Annotated in this window: 18 protein-coding genes and 1 pseudogene; 12 read left to right on the forward strand and 7 right to left on the reverse strand. The window is 30.6% G+C overall.

From position 1 onward, the window contains the following. Positions 1–65: 65 nt before the first annotated feature. Together NLG42_RS13050 and NLG42_RS13055 are read right to left on the reverse strand one after the other, a co-directional pair. On the reverse strand, positions 66–1217 hold the full coding sequence (locus NLG42_RS13050; RefSeq protein WP_257681254.1) for an acyltransferase family protein: 1152 nt from the start codon (positions 1215–1217) through the stop codon (positions 66–68). A 237-nt stretch (positions 1218–1454) separates the two neighbouring features. After that, positions 1455–2417: a WaaS/CpsH family glycosyltransferase gene (locus NLG42_RS13055; RefSeq protein WP_257681255.1), complete on the reverse strand. Its 963-nt coding sequence runs from the start codon at positions 2415–2417 to the stop codon at positions 1455–1457. Between the two features lie 59 nt (positions 2418–2476). Between NLG42_RS13055 and NLG42_RS13060 the strand changes: the two genes are divergently transcribed. Beyond that, a complete protein-coding gene (locus tag NLG42_RS13060) occupies positions 2477–3241 on the forward strand; it encodes a lipopolysaccharide kinase InaA family protein (protein WP_257681256.1) in 765 nt (254 codons plus the stop codon). On the opposite strand, the gene NLG42_RS13065 is transcribed toward NLG42_RS13060, so the two are convergent. Further along, positions 3222–3995, reverse strand: a complete 774-nt coding sequence (locus NLG42_RS13065) for a glycosyltransferase family 2 protein (protein ID WP_257681257.1) — start codon at positions 3993–3995, stop codon at positions 3222–3224. The genes NLG42_RS13060 and NLG42_RS13065 overlap by 20 nt on opposite strands. A 19-nt stretch (positions 3996–4014) precedes the next feature. Further along, positions 4015–5079, reverse strand: a complete 1065-nt coding sequence (locus NLG42_RS13070) for a glycosyltransferase family 9 protein (RefSeq protein WP_089059000.1) — start codon at positions 5077–5079, stop codon at positions 4015–4017. A gap of 126 nt (positions 5080–5205) precedes the next feature. Here NLG42_RS13070 and NLG42_RS13075 point away from each other — a divergent pair, with 126 nt between their 5' ends. The 3 genes and pseudogenes from NLG42_RS13075 (at position 5206) to NLG42_RS13085 (ending at position 7704) form a co-directional block, all read left to right on the forward strand. Then, positions 5206–5952 (forward strand): glycosyltransferase family 2 protein, encoded by a 747-nt coding sequence (locus NLG42_RS13075; RefSeq protein WP_257681258.1) that lies wholly within the window; start codon positions 5206–5208, stop codon positions 5950–5952. Between the two features lie 274 nt (positions 5953–6226). Further along, entirely contained in the window at positions 6227–6940 is a 714-nt protein-coding gene (locus tag NLG42_RS13080; RefSeq protein ID WP_257681259.1) for a polysaccharide deacetylase family protein, read from the forward strand. Positions 6941–6945: 5 nt separating this feature from the next. After that, positions 6946–7704 (forward strand): annotated as a pseudogene (locus NLG42_RS13085) (glycosyltransferase family 2 protein). A gap of 61 nt (positions 7705–7765) precedes the next feature. Here the strand turns inward: NLG42_RS13085 and NLG42_RS13090 are convergent. Continuing rightward, on the reverse strand, positions 7766–8581 hold the full coding sequence (locus NLG42_RS13090; protein WP_099719754.1) for a 2,3,4,5-tetrahydropyridine-2,6-dicarboxylate N-succinyltransferase: 816 nt from the start codon (positions 8579–8581) through the stop codon (positions 7766–7768). A gap of 288 nt (positions 8582–8869) precedes the next feature. Between NLG42_RS13090 and NLG42_RS13095 the strand changes: the two genes are divergently transcribed. The 5 genes from NLG42_RS13095 (at position 8870) to NLG42_RS13115 (ending at position 12222) form a co-directional block, all read left to right on the forward strand. Continuing rightward, positions 8870–9508 carry a PAS domain-containing protein gene (locus NLG42_RS13095; protein ID WP_089052449.1) on the forward strand — a complete coding sequence of 213 codons (639 nt, stop codon included), beginning with the start codon at positions 8870–8872 and terminating at the stop codon, positions 9506–9508. A 134-nt stretch (positions 9509–9642) separates the two neighbouring features. Further along, positions 9643–9888 (forward strand): hypothetical protein, encoded by a 246-nt coding sequence (locus NLG42_RS13100; RefSeq protein WP_257681260.1) that lies wholly within the window; start codon positions 9643–9645, stop codon positions 9886–9888. Continuing rightward, the gene (locus NLG42_RS13105) at positions 9878–10159 is read left to right on the forward strand and encodes a type II toxin-antitoxin system RelE/ParE family toxin (protein ID WP_089058994.1); all 282 of its coding nucleotides are present in this window, start codon (positions 9878–9880) and stop codon (positions 10157–10159) included. Before NLG42_RS13100 ends, NLG42_RS13105 begins: the two co-directional genes overlap by 11 nt. Before the next feature lie 24 nt (positions 10160–10183). Then, positions 10184–10600, forward strand: coding sequence for a Holliday junction resolvase RuvX (gene ruvX / locus NLG42_RS13110; RefSeq protein WP_089052378.1), 417 nt, complete (start codon positions 10184–10186; stop codon positions 10598–10600). 125 nt (positions 10601–10725) lie between these two features. Next, the gene (locus NLG42_RS13115) at positions 10726–12222 is read left to right on the forward strand and encodes a malate:quinone oxidoreductase (RefSeq protein WP_257681261.1); all 1497 of its coding nucleotides are present in this window, start codon (positions 10726–10728) and stop codon (positions 12220–12222) included. A 38-nt stretch (positions 12223–12260) separates the two neighbouring features. Here the strand turns inward: NLG42_RS13115 and NLG42_RS13120 are convergent, their stop codons facing one another. Then, positions 12261–14483 (reverse strand): FUSC family protein, encoded by a 2223-nt coding sequence (locus NLG42_RS13120; protein WP_257681262.1) that lies wholly within the window; start codon positions 14481–14483, stop codon positions 12261–12263. Positions 14484–14681: 198 nt separating this feature from the next. Here NLG42_RS13120 and def point away from each other — a divergent pair, with 198 nt between their 5' ends. The 3 genes from def (at position 14682) to mazG (ending at position 16695) form a co-directional block, all read left to right on the forward strand. Continuing rightward, complete coding sequence (gene def, locus NLG42_RS13125) at positions 14682–15272, forward strand: peptide deformylase (RefSeq protein ID WP_099719750.1); 591 nt, start codon at positions 14682–14684, stop codon at positions 15270–15272. 65 nt (positions 15273–15337) lie between these two features. Then, positions 15338–15823: a DUF5606 family protein gene (locus tag NLG42_RS13130; protein ID WP_257681263.1), complete on the forward strand. Its 486-nt coding sequence runs from the start codon at positions 15338–15340 to the stop codon at positions 15821–15823. Between the two features lie 101 nt (positions 15824–15924). After that, positions 15925–16695, forward strand: a complete 771-nt coding sequence (gene mazG / locus NLG42_RS13135) for a nucleoside triphosphate pyrophosphohydrolase (protein WP_089052373.1) — start codon at positions 15925–15927, stop codon at positions 16693–16695. A 1-nt stretch (position 16696) separates the two neighbouring features. On the opposite strand, the gene NLG42_RS13140 is transcribed toward mazG, so the two are convergent. Further along, positions 16697–17377 carry a Crp/Fnr family transcriptional regulator gene (locus NLG42_RS13140; protein WP_089052372.1) on the reverse strand — a complete coding sequence of 227 codons (681 nt, stop codon included), beginning with the start codon at positions 17375–17377 and terminating at the stop codon, positions 16697–16699. Positions 17378–17573: the final 196 nt, after the last annotated feature.

Consider the following 17573-nt stretch of genomic DNA (forward strand, 5'->3'; position numbering starts at 1 on the left):
GTAGCAATAAAAAAAAATAATAAATTACCATTTTATTTACTTGGTTTGCTGGAATATTGGATAGATTATGCTTTGATTTTTCTTTTTGCTAAAGACATTAAAGGCAGTTCGATATATTTAAAAGTCAGCTGACATATCAGTATTAAAGGGAAAACAGATACCGTAATAATCGACCAAAATTCAACGTCAGTTAATGTTTTTGCTTTTTCAAAACCAACTATGTAATGAAATATAACAAACAGTAAAATACCATGAAGTAAATATAGACTGTAGGTAATTTGACCAAATTTACGCGAAAAAGCACTCGATAAAACTCCGAAAAAATTGTTTCCAGATGCGATAATCAAAAATACAATAGACGCCGCTATCAGCGGATAAGGTTTTCTGCCGCTGTTGAAAAAATAGACAGAAACAGCTAATAATAACAGTGCTAATATGGTGTACTTTTTCTGTTTTAAAATCGTATTAAGCTTTTTTGTGTTTATTAATAATGCAACACAAATTCCGCCAATAAAAGGCATAAAATGTCTTAATGACGATTTGTTTATAACCATAATTATTGCGGCGGTAATTGTAAAACCGATTAACGCTTTGTAGTTGGTTTTTATTTTAAAGAACAATGCGATAAGAGGCAATAAAAAGTAAAAAATCCATTCGTAAGGCAATGTCCAAGTAATTCCGGCATTTAGAATGAAAGTATCTTCTAAGCCATTTAAGTTTGAGTTTTTCTTGCTGACGTTAAAAAATATCCAAGAAAGAATGCTTTTTAAGTTTTCTAAAAACGGAACTCTAATAGTAAAATTAGTCAAGCAGGCAGCCAGAATAAAAATGATAATTACGGAGAAAAAATACATTGGAAAAAGCCTGAAAAATCTTGATTTAAGATAGTTTGACCAATCAATTTCTCCCGTTTTATTATTGAGTAACTTGGTTGTAAACAAAAAAGCAGTAATTATAAAAAAGAAAACAACAGTAGTTTCTCCAAATTGATTGAACAAGTTAGATTCTGGATCTTCCCAATTTTCAGTTTTTAAATATACCTGCCATATATAACTGTGGTGCAAGAAAACAAAAAAGGCTAAATAACCTCGCAGTCCATCAATTTCGGGATAACTAACATCAGTTAACTTTATTTTTACTAGCCGATTAATTGCTAAAACAGATAGTACTAAGGCAATTAAAGCGGTAATTATAATCAGAGAAAAGGTGAAATTCATTTTGTTTTACATATTGAATAACACCAAAGTTTGACAATGAAAGTGAGGTGATATTTTTATTTTTGTGCAAACATACAGAATGATTAATTAAAATTGAACGAATTACAGCGTGTTTTTTTTATGTATTTAGGAGGTATAAATTGGTTAATTAAAGCATAAAAAAAAATAAACAATACGGTATGAGAACGCCAAATACGCTCAGTTTTTAATATTGAAGAGCTGCAAAAAGTAAAAGATTTACTTGAGATTTTTAAAAATTACATTCTCGCACCATCCTTCGATAGTATATTGATGTAAGATAGAATCAGGAATTTTTTCGTATTCATTTTTAAAAAAATCGGGAGAAATTACAGGATTCTTTTCATCTATAATAAGGATGTTATTAGGATTATAAAAATCGTAATTTTTGATATCAGAGTTCGTGGTAATTAACTTTTTATCCAAACCTAAGCTTTCAAAAACTCTAAAAGTTAATCCAATCTGACCAATTCTGTTAATGTCCAAAAGTACTTTTGAGCGGCCGATATAATCGTTTACTTCAGATAATGGCATATGTTTGTTGATATAAGTAATAGTATTATCAACAGGTTTTCGTTTTTTATCGTAAACAATAAATTTGAATTTTATTGATTTAGATTTTAACTCATCAGCGATTCGAGCTAAAATTGGCATTCTTTTATCGATTGAGCTAATATTGAAAACATCATACTCAAAAGCAGTATTGCTGCTTAAAGAAACATTGTTATTGTAGATCCAATTTGGAGCAAATTTTAGATTAAATTTCGCGCAGTCATCTTTTTCAAATGAAAAAACGTCATCAAAACAATGCAGAACTCGTTTAATTTTTGGGCAACGATAGATATTGTCGTTAAAAAATCCAATAGACTTTTTAGTATATTTTTTAAACTCAAGAATATTTTTAGGATCTATAAAATTACCTTTTATAGTTAAAATTACATCTTGAATTTCCTTATTTTCCTCTAACCGTTTTAAAATTTCTTTGCCAAAATGCTGATGCTTTAGGTTTGGTTTGTTTAAAGCTTTTAAAATAAAATTATAAGCCTTGTGCAGTACAGATGGATATTTGTATTTGAAGGTATTGAAATCGATATGCTGAACTATATGTCCTTGTTTTTCTAGAGTTGAAGCAATATGTTTATTGAGTCCCCAATTGTCAAGACTTATTAGTGTAATACGCATTATCGATATTTTTTTTTTATTAGATGGTAAAACTAACTAAATTTGCTGAAACATTTTTTATGATCTTAAGATTAAATCGAGGGTATGAAGAATTCGAAAATGAGATTGTCGAATTTATTCAGTTTTTTGACACCAAAGGAGAAGACTTCGTTATTGGTCAGCGTAATCAGATAAAACTTTTTGATTTTAACAATCAAAAAATGAATATCAAATCGTTTAAGGTTCCACATCTTATTAATAAAATCGCCTATAAATATTTTCGAAAATCAAAAGCAAGACGTTCTTACGAATTTGCAAATAAATTATTAGAATTAGGCGTAGGAACACCAAAACCAATTGCTTATGCCGAGTTTTCTTCGATCGTAGGTTTAGAGAAAAGTTTTTATATCAGCGAACAGCTTCAATGTGATCTGACTTATAGAGAACTGGTTGAAATTCCTGATTTTCCGGATCGCGAAAATATTTTAAGACAGTTTACCAGATTTAGTTTTGATCTTCATGAAAAAGGAATTGAGTTTTTAGATCATTCGCCTGGAAATACTTTGATTAAAAAGAATGCTGAGGGAAATTATGATTTCTTTTTAGTGGATTTAAATAGAATGGAATTTCATAATACAATGACTTTTGAAATGCGTATGAAAAATTTATGCCGTTTAACTCCTCTTGAGGAAATGGTTGCGGTTATGAGCAATGAATACGCTAAATTATATTCAGAATCTGAAGAAAGAATTTTTGAGGTATTATGGAAATATACTTCTGATTTTCAGGAGAAGTTTTACAGAAAAAAACGCTTAAAGAAGAAACTTAAATTTTGGAAGAAGTAAGTTCTTGCAGTTTTTTGTAACGAACAAAAACGCTATAAGCATTTAGGTAACAAATGGTAATGCCATTGAGACCGTCGAGAAAGCCAAGACGAATTAAAAATTGGTATAAAAAAGTATATAAAGGGTGAAGAATCATTAAAATATAAGATGATTTTTGCCCTTTTTTTAGTTTTTCATTCGCCTTCAAAATTCCGTAACTATGCATTTTTGACTTGTAATCTTGATACGAAGTATAAGAAAAGTGAATGATTTTGTTCTTTAAAATCGAAGTTTTACCGTTTACGATTAACTTTTCATGAACCATTCTTTCGGCATTGTATCTGCAATCTGATTTTTTAAAAAGCCTGAAAATCTTGTCAGTCTGCCAGCCGCTGAAGTTTAACGGCTTATTTTTGAACATAAAAGTTCGATATATTAAATAAGCACTTGCAGTGTTATTGCTGTTTATTGTCGAGATAATTTCAGTTTTTAATTCTGAAGTCAATCGTTCATCGGCATCAATAAATAAAACCCAAGAATTTCTAGCTTGATCTAAAGCAAAATTACGTTGAGCAGTATAGTTTGTAAAATGATTCTGAATCAATTTTACGTTCGGAAATGATTTGACTATAGCAACAGTTTGATCAGTACTATAGGAATCAATTACGATAATTTCATCAGCAAAATCAATGTCTTCGAGCAGAGATTTTATGTATCGTTCCTCGTTGAGTGTAATTATTAGAACCGATAATTTTTGCTCTTTATTAATATGCATATTGATATCCTGAGTATTCTCAGTTTTTGTACTCTTGAAAATAAGTTTCTAATTTTTCAAGCATTAATGGCAAAGGATACTCCGCATAATACTCAAAAGTATGTTCTTTTATGTATTGCTCAGTATGCTGCTCGTAAATTTCAGGTTTTAAGTCTTTCAAGTGAATAGAAGCATTTTTAGCCTCATTTTCAAATATTTGCCAAGTTTCTTTTCTAACAGAAGGTGTGAATATAGAAAATGTTGGAATTTCAAGTGCTTTTGCCATGTTTACCGCGCCGCCTTCATTTCCTATAAGCATTTCGCATTGTGATAGAAGTGCTAAAAAAGAACGTAATTCAGTACAATATAAATCAAAAGCGATGTGTTTTTTTGTTTCCTCACTACAATAATTATAAACTTCCATAGCAAGATCTTTTTGATCTGGAACATAATTAAAGATGATCGAAGCATTAGTTTTGGCAACCGTAAAATCAATTATTTTCGCCATTCCTTCAAGCGGATAAGTTTTGTAAACCTCGCTTCCTAGAATTCCAAACATGATTAAGGGTTTGCTGGTGTCAATGTTATGACTTTTTAAAAGACTTTTGGCATCATTAATTTCAGATTCTTTTAAAAAGATTTTTGGTTTAACATCTGTAATTTTTTCAGATATAAAAGGTTTTAAAAGTAACAATCGGTTTTCGATTGCAAGACCGTGTTCTGATTTTACAGCATCAAAACGCTCATAACTGTGATTGTAAAAAACGCTTGAATACCATTTATGATAAGAAACTTTATATTTTGCTCCAGAGAACAACGTAATTAAATTTGTTTCTAATTTGCTGTAAACATCAATTACAGCATTGTATTTTTTTCTTCGAATTTGAAAAATAAACTTAAATAAGGAAGGAATTGATTTTCTAACCTTATTTGTTAGTACAATAACATTGTCAATATTAGGATTTTCTTTTAGAACATCAACAGAATTAGGATAGCACATATAATCTATTGTGGAATCAGGATATTTTGTTTTTAGATTATTACAAATTATTGTACTCGTTAATACGTCTCCAATTCTTTTTTGCTGAATGACTAATATTTTCATTTATTTCTTTAATTCAATTTGAGGCTAAATTACAAACTATTTTATAATGTGTGCAAGCTGATCGTTAAGAATAGGATAAAACTAATCTAAAAGTTATCTTTGCATTAAAACAAATCGAATTTTAGAATGGAAATAAGCGGCTTAGTTATTACTTTTAATGAAGAGAAAAACATAGGAAAATGCATTGATGCTTTATTAAAAGTTTGTAATGAAGTAATTATAGTAGATTCTTTTAGTAAAGATCGTACAGTAGAAATTGCCAAAGAAAAAGGTGCAATAGTTATTGAGCAGGCTTTTTTGGGCGACGGACCACAGCGTACTCATGGTTTGCCATACTGCAAAAATGATTGGATTTTAAATCTTGATGCGGATGAATTTTTAGATAAAGATGCTGAAGCATTTATTTTGAATAAAAAATATCTTGAAGGGAATTATGATGCATTTAGTTTTCGAGTAAAAAATTTCTTAGGGGATAAATTGATTAATTTTTCGGGATGGTATCCAGATCATAAAGTCCGTTTTTTTAATAAACAAACAGCGCATCCTTCTGATTCAAAAGTGCATCAGAAAATAATTACTCAAAACGAGAAAAAAGTTGCAGTTCATATTTTGCATTACGGCTGGGATTCTTTAGATCAGATAATTGCCAAAAAGAATCAATATTCTGGCTGGCATGCACAGCAATTATTCGATCAAGGAATAAGAATAAATGCTTTAAAACCAGTACTTAATGGCGCCGTTGCATTTATTCGATGTTACTTTTTTAAAAAAGGTATTTTTAATGGTATTGACGGACTTACAATTGCAATGATTCAAAGCTTTTTCTCTTATATAAAATATGCAAAGCTTTTAAAACTTCAAAAAAAGCAATAATTAAAGAGCATCAAGATTAAAATTATTAAGAAAGATGCTCCATAAATATTTTAACTATAATTTATTGCAGACAATCTCAATGTCTGCTTTTTTTGTTTATAAAATAAGGTTTACAGTTATTATAAACGTACGGAATCTTCTGTAAATCAACTTCGATTATTGCCTAATTTTACATCGGTTTACTAGTTGGATTCTTATTTTTAGGTTAAGAAATGTTTTTTTTGTGCATAATAATACTATTAATGTTAGATTTGCAAAAAAAATGCAAAAGTAAATGTCAAAGCTGCCAATTTTAATGTACCATAATGTTGTTGAAGATGAAGCAAAATCTTTGAATTTATCTATTTCTGTGTCAAAGTTAGAGGCGCAGTTTAAATTTCTTTGCGATAATAATTACACAACATTTCATTTTAAGGATCTAGACAATTTAAAAGAATTGCCTTCAAAAAGCATTATTATTACTTTTGATGATGTTACCGAATGTCAGCTTTTATATGCTGTGCCTTTACTCGAAAAATACCAATTAAAAGCTTCTTTTTTTATACCTTTTACTTACGTTGGAAATTTTGATTATTGGATAGAAGGAAAAGAAAAGATAATGAGTGCAGAACAATTAAAAGGATTAGACAGTAATCTTATTGAGTTGGGATATCATTCTTTTGAGCATAAAAAATACAGTTCATTATCTAAAGAAGAACTGGAAGCCGACTTTATTAAATCGAATGATTTTATACTTGAAAATCAATTAGATATAAAACCTGTTTTGGCATATCCTTTTGGGAATTATGCTAAGAAAGATACCGAATTTGCTGTTTTTGAAAAAATAATGCGCGATAATGGTATCAAATATGGTTTACGAATAGGGAACAGGGTGAATAAATTTCCTTTTAAGAACAACTATTTAGTAAAAAGAATAGATATAAAAGGAGAAGATAGTTTATTGAAATTTAGATTGAAACTGAAAATAGGAAAGCTTAAAATATTTTAAGGAATATGGAAATTAGTGGGTTAGTAATTACCTATAATGAAGAAAAGTGTATAGGTAAATGTATTGATGCTTTGTTTAGAATTTGTGATGAAGTAATTGTTATAGATTCATTAAGTGTTGATAATACGGTTAAAATTGCAGAAGAAAAAGGGGCTAAAGTTATCTCGCAAGCTTTTTTAGGCGACGGACCCCAGAGAATTCACGGACTGCCTTATTGTAAAAACGATTGGATTTTAAATCTAGATGCTGATGAGATTTTGGCAGAAGATGCTGAAAAGTTTATCTTATCAAGAAAATATGAAGACCAGCATTTTGATGTTTATGCTTTTAGTCTTTATAACTATTTAGGAAATAAATTAATAAATTTTTCTGGCTGGTATCCTGATAAAACATCTCGTTTTTTTAATAAAAAAACTGCATCACCATCAAAAGACAGTGTTCATCAAAAGGTTTCAGGAAACAATAAAACCCATTTAAAAGTTCATGTCCACCATTATGCATGGGAGGATTTTGATCAGCTTATCAGGAAGAAAAATTTATATTCGACTTGGCACGCGTAACAGCTTTTTGAACAGAATAAAAAGATTAATAGTTTTAAACCGATATTAAACGGTTTGGTTGCTTTTATAAGATGCTACTTTTTTAAAAAAGGCTTTTTAAATGGATTGGATGGTCTTACATTCGCAATGATTCAGAGCTTTTTTTCTTATATGAAATATGCTAAGCTTTTAAAGCTTCAGGAAGCAGGCAAGAAGCAGAAATAACAATAAAAAAGGAATGAGTTTTTGAAATTCATTCCTTTTTTCTTATTTATAAAGCTATAAATTAAACGGCAACATCGTATTCACGAAGTGCATTGTTTAGGGAAGTTTTTAAATCTGTAGAAGGTTTACGAGTACCAATAATTAAAGCACATGGAACTTGAAATTCGCCGGCAGCAAACTTTTTAGTATAACTTCCAGGAATTACAACTGAACGAGCAGGAACAAAACCTTTCATTTCAACAGGCTCATCACCAGTAACGTCGATAATTTTTGTTGAAGCAGTTAAACACACATTAGCACCAAGAACAGCTTCTTTACCTACGTGAACTCCTTCTACAACAATACAACGAGAACCAATAAAAGCACCGTCTTCGATAATAACTGGAGCAGCTTGCAATGGCTCAAGAACACCGCCAATACCAACACCACCGCTTAAGTGAACGTTTTTACCAATTTGAGCACAGCTTCCAACAGTTGCCCAAGTATCTACCATAGTTCCTTCATCTACATAAGCACCAATATTTACATAACTTGGCATTAAGATTACACCGCTTGAAATATAAGCTCCGTAACGTGCAACAGCATTTGGTACTACACGAATTCCTTTTTCAGCATAATTTCTTTTTAGTAACATTTTATCGTGGTATTCAAAAATACCAGACTCCCATGTTTCCATTTTTTGAATTGGGAAATACATTACAACAGCTTTTTTTACCCATTCGTTTACCTGCCATTTATCGCCAACTGGTTCAGCACAACGTAATTTTCCAGCATCAATTAATTCGATAACCTCTCTAATAGCGTCAGTTGTTGTAGTTTCTTGTAATAAAGCTCTGTTTTCCCAAGCTTGTTCAATTATAGTCTGTAAAGAATTCATAGTGTTTAATTTTTGGCAAAGATAAGGTATTTGGGCAAATGCAAAAAAGAGAAAGCCTTTTGAAGATGTTATATATTTAACTTTTTGTTTGTATTTTGATAAATAATAAAGAAGCAATAATATAAAAATTGAAACTAAGAGCTATTAAAAGTTTTTTTAATATCAAAATATGACAAAAATCAGATTTTGCTTTTTTTCTTCTATCTAATTTCGCGACATAATTCCAGAGCAATTTTGTAAGGAAATTAAGCGTACAATCCAAAACAAATAATATAAGCAGAAAAAATGATGAATCAAGAAAATCAACTTCAAAATCGAATTCCAGTTATAGATAAAGAGGTTACGTGGGACAAGACACAAGTAATTATGAGTAAAACAAATGCGTTTGGTATTATTGAATATGCCAATGAAGTTTTTGTTGATGTTTCTGGTTATGAAGATTACGAATTAATGGGACAGCCGCATAATATTATTCGTCACCCAGATATGCCAAAAGTCATTTTTAAAGTTTTATGGGAAAATCTTAAAGCTGGAAAAAACTTCCATGCAATTGTAAAGAATTTAGCGAGATCTGGACGTTATTATTGGGTTATTACCGATTTTGAGATTGCAAAAGATGAAAACGGAGTCATTATGAACTATTTTGGAAGAAGACAAGCCGTTCCGCAAGAAGTTATTTCCCTGCATATTGAACCGTTGTATAAAAAACTGCTGCAAATAGAAGCTGCAAGCGGTGTTGAATACAGCGAGAAATATTTAATTGGATTTCTAGAGGAGAAAAAGAGAACTTATGTAGAGTATATAAAAGAGTTGATATACGAACATGAAAAAACACAGTCTAAGTTTGCGAATTACGAAGAAAAGGAAAAAGAAGACGAGGAGGAAGAGGAAGAAAGAGGCTTTTTTAGAAGACTGTTTAATAGATAGATATATTTTTTTAGTTTTAAATATTTTTGGTGAGGTCCGTTCTGAGTTTTTCAGAACGGATTTTTTATTAGAAAGTTAAACCTAAATGAGTTTACATAGAAAAGGTCTATATTTGTATGGTAAATGATAGTGTTATGGAAGCGATCAGATTAGAGTTTCAGCCGGAAATTAAAGAGAAAATCTTAAAATTATTAAGTTCATTTTCTTCAGATGAATTGAAAATAGTTGAGGAAGATAGCTTTGTTGATCCTAATTTTATTAAAAATAAAAGAAAATTTGAGGCTACAGCAGCTAAAATTGATAATGGTACCGCAAAATTCTATACGTTTGAAGAGTTAGATGAAATTTTAGAAAAAACAATTTCTAAATATGAAGATTAGTTTTACGGAAGATTTTGCGTTACAACTTAAAGAATTAGTAAAATATATAGCTAAAGATAAACCAAAAGCTGCGAAAAAATTTAAACAAGATCTGCTTAAAAACATTAAAAAAGATTTAATGAATCCTTTTTATTTTAAAAAGTCTATTTACTTTAAAGACGAAAAGTATAGAGATTATGTTTTTAAAGGTTATACTACAATTATAAGAATCGAATCTGAAATAGAAATAGTTTATATTATTGGTATTTTAAAACATAAAGCATTATTTTAAAGTAAATTTGCTAAAAAAAATAAAATGCCTAGAATCCTCTCATTAGATTACGGACAAAAACGTACAGGAATTGCTGTTACTGACGAAATGCAGATTATTGCATCAGGATTAACTACGATTCCAACTCATACTTTAATTGATTTTCTAAAAGATTATTTCGCTAAAGAAAAAGTAGAAGCAGTTTTAATAGGCGAGCCAAAACAAATGAACGGCGAGCCATCTCAGAGTGCATCGATAATTAAAGGTTTTGTAACTCACTTTTCAAATATTTTTCCCGAGATGAAGGTAATTCGTGTTGATGAACGATTTACTTCAAAAATGGCATTCCAGACTATGATCGACAGTGGTTTGAGTAAAAAGCAAAGACAGAATAAAGGTTTGATTGATGAGATTTCGGCAACAATTATGCTTCAGGATTATCTTTCTTCAAAGCGTTTTTAGGTTTATTTCTGATTAATTTCACATTTTTGGAAAAATTTATAATTTTCTAACTTTTATCATGTAAAAATTAGTTTTTTTTTGCGATTGAAAAAGGTACCTTTGCACTTTAAAAACAAATTACTGTTATGCCTGACAATACAATACGTTCCAATAGTGAAGTAGTGCTTATTGGAGCTGGAATTATGAGTGCAACTCTTGGATTAATTTTAAAAGAGCTGCAACCAGATATTAAAATTGAAATTTATGAAAGATTAGATGTGGCTGCTGCCGAAAGTTCCGATGCTTGGAACAATGCAGGAACCGGACACTCTGCTTTTTGTGAATTAAATTATACCCCAGAAAAGGCTGACGGAAGCATTGATCCAAAAAAAGCAATAAGTATTGCTGAATCTTTTGAAATTTCCCGCCAGTTTTGGTCTTATTTGGTACAACAAAATAAAGTACCTTCTCCAGAAAATTTTATAAAAAGCGTTCCTCATATGAGTTTTGTTTGGGGAGATAAAAATGTAGAATACCTTAAAAAGAGATTTAAAGCACTTCAAAGTAATCCTATTTTTTCTGAAATGACATTCAGTACTGATTTTAATCAGTTAAAAGAATGGATGCCATTGGTTATGGAAGGCAGAGCGGCTGATGAAAAATTAGCAGCTACTCACATGGAAATTGGTACCGATGTTAATTTTGGAGCGCTGACAAGAAGCATGTTTAATTATCTTGAAAAATTAGATGGTGTTAATTTATACTTTAACCACGAGGTTAAAAAATTAAAACAACGTGAGGATAAATCTTGGAGAATTAAAATCACTGATTTATCTACTGGTCAAAAGCGAAAAGCATATACTAAATTTGTGTTTATTGGAGCTGGTGGAGGTTCGTTACCTTTATTAGAAAAAGCAAATGTTCCTGAAGGAGCAGGTTATGGTGGATTTCCAGTAAGCGGACAATGGTTAAAATGTACAAATCCAGACGTTATTTCAAAACATCAGGCTAAAGTTTATGGAAAAGCAAGTGTGGGAGCACCGCCAATGTCAGTTCCACATATCGATACACGTGTAATTGATGGTGAAAAAGCATTGTTGTTTGGTCCTTTTGCAGGATTCTCAACACGATTCTTGAAAAATGGTTCGTATTTAGATCTTCCACTATCGATTAAAGCAAACAACTTAATTCCTATGCTTTCTGCAGGATATCATAATATTCCTTTAACAAAATATCTAATTGAGCAAGTTCGTCAAACTCCGAAGGACAGAATGAAAGCACTTCGTGAATATTTGCCAAGCGCTCGTTCTAAAGATTGGAAATTAGAAAAAGCAGGACAACGTGTGCAGGTTATTAAAAAAGGTGAAGATGGAGGCGGAGTTCTAGAATTTGGTACAGAAGTTATCAGCACACACGACGGAAGTTTAGCAGTTTTATTAGGAGCTTCTCCTGGAGCATCTACTGCAGTTGCTATTATGATTGATTTGATTGGAAGATGTTTTACAAATCAGATTAAAACACCAGAATGGGAAGCAAAAATGAAAGAAATGATTCCTTCTTATGGAAAAACGCTTAATGACAAACCAGAACTTTTAGCAGAACTTAGAAAAGAAACTGCCGAGGTTTTGAAATTGAATAATTAAAGTCAATATTTATATAAAAAACAACAAATTCAGATGAATTAATCTGGATTTGTTGTTTTTAGTTCTTTTGTAATTTTTAATATTTTTTCTGCAAGATTGCTCATCCATATTAATTGCTCAATAACCATTTGAGCTTCCTGCATTTTTGCTTGACGTGTTTCCTTGTCCAGTTCATCATCAGCAGCAAGACGCGAAAAATTTCGGCGTTTAAGCTCTTCAAATTGCAGTGTAACATCTTCTTTGTCAAAGAAAGTATCTGTTATAATAGCTTCATTTCTTAAAATTGAAATAGAATGCTCTAAATTTTGAAGAATAGTTTTTATGATGTAATTGAATGATTCTGAAGCCGATGTTGTTTGATGTGACTGTATATAAGTTGATAAAGAAGCTAAAGCGGATAAAAAAGAATGATTTAAAACTACTAACTTGTTTACCAAAGGCATAGTTTTTTGCTTAGATTTTGGTTCTTGCATCATCCTTTGAAAAGAAGTCATTAAATTTCCAGTCTCAACAAAAGCATTCTTTCTCGCTAATTTATAAGAGGTAGGAACTTCACCTTTTTTATTATAGAAATCAGCAATTTCTTTAAGATAATTTCTATTTGCTCTAATCGAATTTTCGATATGAATTGGTGTATTTAAAAATTCCCAAGCCGGCCATAAAAATTGATTGGCGATAAAAGCCAAAGTGGCGCCAGCAAGCGAATCGAGTATTCTAAACTGAATTACTTCAACAACATTTGGCGTCAAAATTCCGTAAATAAACACAACATACATCGTTACAAATGTGGCGCTTATTTTATAGTTAATTTGAGTAAACGAAATTCCGAGAAGCATACAAACAATCGAGAAAATACTCAAAGCAACATGGTTTTGAATAAGTGATACAATTCCAAACGCTAAAAGACCTCCTAAAATAGTTCCGAAAATTCTATTATACGATCGTTCTTTAGTTAAGCCATATCCAGGACGCATAATTACAACTATAGTTAACAGAATCCAGTAATTATTTTGAAGATGTAATAATTGACCAAGAATTAAACCACACAAAATAGTTACCGTTAAGCGAATCGAATGTCTGAATATTGACGACGAATAGCTTAGATTTTCAATTAAAGTTCGGAGTGGATAATATTGCGGTGTTAAGAATTTTTCTAATTCCTTGTCTTTATCTTTTAATTTATAAGATTGCATTGCCAGTGATAATGCACGTTGAATAGTTTTAATTTTTCCAACCTGATTTTTGGCGTATTTCAGCATATTAGTAAGCATTAATACGCCTTCTGCAGCTTCTTCTTTACCTAGACTTTTTTCATAATCAAAAATTGCAAACTCAAGAGCGTCAAGTTCATCTTTCAAATCATTTTTGTCAACATAAACAGCAATATGTTGTACGTTTTTAGAAAGCTTTTTTAAAGTTGATGCTAGTTTATAAGCTACATTTTGATAGCTGCGTAAAACTTCAGGATGTTTATTAAATTTTTCATGAATCTTATTATGATCAAAAGAAGTATACAAAGCAAGTTCTTGAATTTCTACTAAGGTTATAAAAACCAACAGCATTTTTCGATTTTGACTTGTTGTTCCTGATGTATTTTGATTTCCAATCAGCATTTTTCTCAAATCTTCATGAATCAAATTAAGATCAACTTGTATTGCGAGTTGTTTTTCGATTATCTTTTCGCGATTTGCTTCAGGATTCCATAAATCGCCTCTAAGTTTTAAGTATTTAGACGTTAGCTTTATACCTTCGGCAATTTGCAGTTCCATATATTTATAAGGTTGTACAAAGTGAAAAACAAGAGAAACTATTAAGTACAAAATTCCTCCGACAAAAATAAAACCGGAGTATTGAAAAGCTTCCCAGCCTTCATGTAAGTGACCAAATGATAATGAAATCGATAATAAAGCAGAAAATGAAACCAATGTTGCTCTCTGGCCATATACCGAAATCATTGAGCATATAAACAATAAAAAGCCCAAAAAAGGATAAAATAAGTAAGGATGCGGATAGGCAAGATTTACTAACAAATTTACACCCGAAACAATAAAAGAAGCAACAATAAGACCTTTTATTTTATGACTTAAAGAACTTGGAATATCACTGGGATACGTATAAAATGCACCTAATGCGATTGTAAAACCTATTTCGAAATGTCCTAAAAAATTTAAAATTAAAACGGGTACAACTGAGGCGATGGTTACTTTTGACGCATTTAAAAAAGAAGTACTATTTGTGAATTTCGAGATACGTTCAAACATAAAGTGAGGTTTACTAGCAAAGGTAAGAATTGTACGAGCTATTTTGGCATAATTATAGCTGAGTTTTTAGAAGCATGCAAAATATATCATAAATATAGGTTTAAAATTATTCATTGACTATTTTTTACTATTTTTGCCAGCTGAAATATAAGAACCCAATATAGGGTTTTTGTTAGATAAAACATTAAACAAGAACAAATGATTTTACCAATTGTAGGATATGGTGACCCAGTTTTAAGAAAAGTGGGTACGGTAATTACACCAGATTATCCAAACTTAAAAGAGACTTTAGCAAACATGTATGAAACCATGTATAATGCATATGGAGTTGGTCTTGCTGCACCGCAGGTTGGCCTTCCAATTCGTGTGTTTGTTATTGATACAACTCCTTTTAGTGACGATGAGGATTTATCATCAAATGAGCAGAAAGATTTGAAAGGCTTTAAAAAGACTTTTATCAATGCAAAAATCATTAAAGAAGAAGGTGAAGAGTGGAGTTTTAATGAAGGATGTTTAAGTATTCCAGATGTTCGTGAAGACGTTTATAGAAAACCAACCGTTACTATCGAATATTGTGAAGAAGATTTTGTAATGAAAACGGAAGTTTTTGATGGTTTAATCGCCAGAGTTATTCAGCACGAATATGATCATATCGAAGGCGTTTTATTTACAGATAAAATATCATCTTTGAAAAAACGTTTGATTCAGAAAAAATTGAAAAATATTACTGAAGGTAAAACGTTTCAAGAATATAGAATGAAATTTGCTGCTGCTAAAAAAGGAAGATAAATGTTCCGAATAATTTAGAACATAAAAAAAATATAATAAAATTCTTAATACTAATTTTAATAAACATGAATTTAGACAAAATTTTAGCCATTTCTGGGAAACCAGGTTTATATGTATTGAAAGTACAGACTCGTACAGGTTTTGTGGCAGAATCATTATTAGACGGAAAAAAAATTACTGTAAACTTAAAAAGTAATGTAAGTTTATTATCAGAAATTTCAATTTATACATACGAAGGAGAAAAACCATTGACTGAAGTAATGCAAAAAATTGCTGCTAAAGAAAACAAAGGTCAAGCTATTTCGCATAAAGAAGATAACGCAACATTAAGCGCTTATTTTAAAGAAATTTTACCAGAGTATGATGAAGAAAGAGTTTATCCTTCTGATATTAAAAAAGTATTAAACTGGTATAATTCACTTCAAGTTAAAGGTTTAGTTACTGATTTAGCACCAGCTGCAGCAGAAGCTCCAGAAGAAACTCCAGCAGTAGAAGAAAAAGTGAAAAAAGCTCCAGCTGCTAAAAAAGCAAAAGCTCAGAAAGAAGAATAATAGTTTTTCTAAATTTAAATATATTAATCCTGTTGAGATGTTTTCTTGACAGGATTTTTTACTTTTACAATCACTTGCCTGAAACATAAAAAATAAAAAAAATGAGCAAAGAACTTCAATTAAAAGCTTTTGAAAGATTATTAATTATAATGGATGAACTTCGTGAGCAATGCCCGTGGGATAAAAAACAGACATTGCAAACGCTGAGACACTTAACGATTGAAGAAACTTACGAATTGGGTGATGCTATTTTAGATAATGATTTGAATGAAGTAAAAAAAGAACTTGGTGATTTGCTGCTTCACATTGTTTTTTATGCAAAAATAGGTTCAGAAACAAATGATTTTGATATTGCTGATGTGTGTAATGAAATTTGTGATAAATTGATTCATCGCCATCCTCATATATATAGCGACACAGTCGTGAAAGATGAAGAAGAAGTAAAACAAAACTGGGAAAAGCTTAAACTTAAAGAAGGTAAAAAATCAGTTTTAGAAGGTGTACCTAGAAGTCTTCCTGCATTAGTAAAAGCAAGCCGTATTCAAGATAAAGTAAAAGGTGTTGGTTTTGATTGGGAAGAACCGCATCAAGTTTGGGATAAAGTTCAAGAAGAATTAGAAGAACTTCAAGTAGAAGTTAGATCCGGCGATCAAGATAAAATTGAAGCCGAATTTGGAGATGTTTTATTCTCCATGATAAATTATGCGCGTTTTTTAAATGTTAATCCAGAAGATGCTTTGGAACGCACTAATAAAAAATTCATCAAACGCTTTCAATATTTAGAAAGTAAAGCAGGTGAATTAGGGAAACCTTTAATGGATATGACTTTAGCCGAAATGGATGTTTTCTGGAACGAAGCAAAAAAGCAATAAACTATTCGGCCATTTTTTTTAGAGCCTTAATATTTTTCAGCATAATTTTTTTTCCAACAAGTTCAATCAGGTCCAGTTTATTAAAATCAGATAACAAACGGATACAGCTTTCTGTTGCTGTACCTATTATTCCCGCCAATTCCTCTCTTGTAAGTTGTACTTTTAAGGTTTTGTCTGTGTTTTCACCAAAACCTTCATGCAACTGTAATAAAGTTTCAGCTAAACGCTGTTTTACTGTTTTTTGAACTAAAGCAATTTTATCATTTTCAGATTCTTTTAAATCTTCGCAGACAGACTGCATTAAATTCAAAGAGAATTGATTGTTTGTATTGAAGAAATGTATGATTTCGTTTTTAGGAATAAAGCAAACCTCCATATCTGCAACCGCTTTTGCAGTTAAGTTTGCAGGTTCATTGCTGATCATTGAGCGTTGTCCTAATAATTCACCAGATTTTACCAGTTTTACAATCTGATCTTTTCCGTTAGCGCTTAACTTAGAAAGTTTTCCAACACCATCTTTAACACAAAATACACCATTGGTAACTTCGCCTTCTTCAAAAATAGCTTCGCCTTTTTTAATTGTATAGGTAGTTTTGCTGCTAGCCAATTTTACAACTTCATCTTTACTGAGGGCTTTTAGAGAAGAAAGTTGTCTTACGATACATTGATCACATTTACTCATGGCAAAAAAATTTAGTGCAAAATTAACCAATATTGACGTTTAATACTAGTAATATCGCTTAAAATATCTATAAAAAAGAGGATGATGCAATTTGGCAGTTTTATTTTCATTAAATTAGAATTCTATTTCATTTTAATATGATAATTGTCATAGTTAAAAGTGGTACTTATTTTGAATATTTGTTGCATTAAAAAAA

The sequence above is a fragment of the Flavobacterium plurextorum genome, from assembly GCF_024638035.1.
Classification (GTDB): Bacteria; Bacteroidota; Bacteroidia; order Flavobacteriales; family Flavobacteriaceae; genus Flavobacterium; species Flavobacterium plurextorum.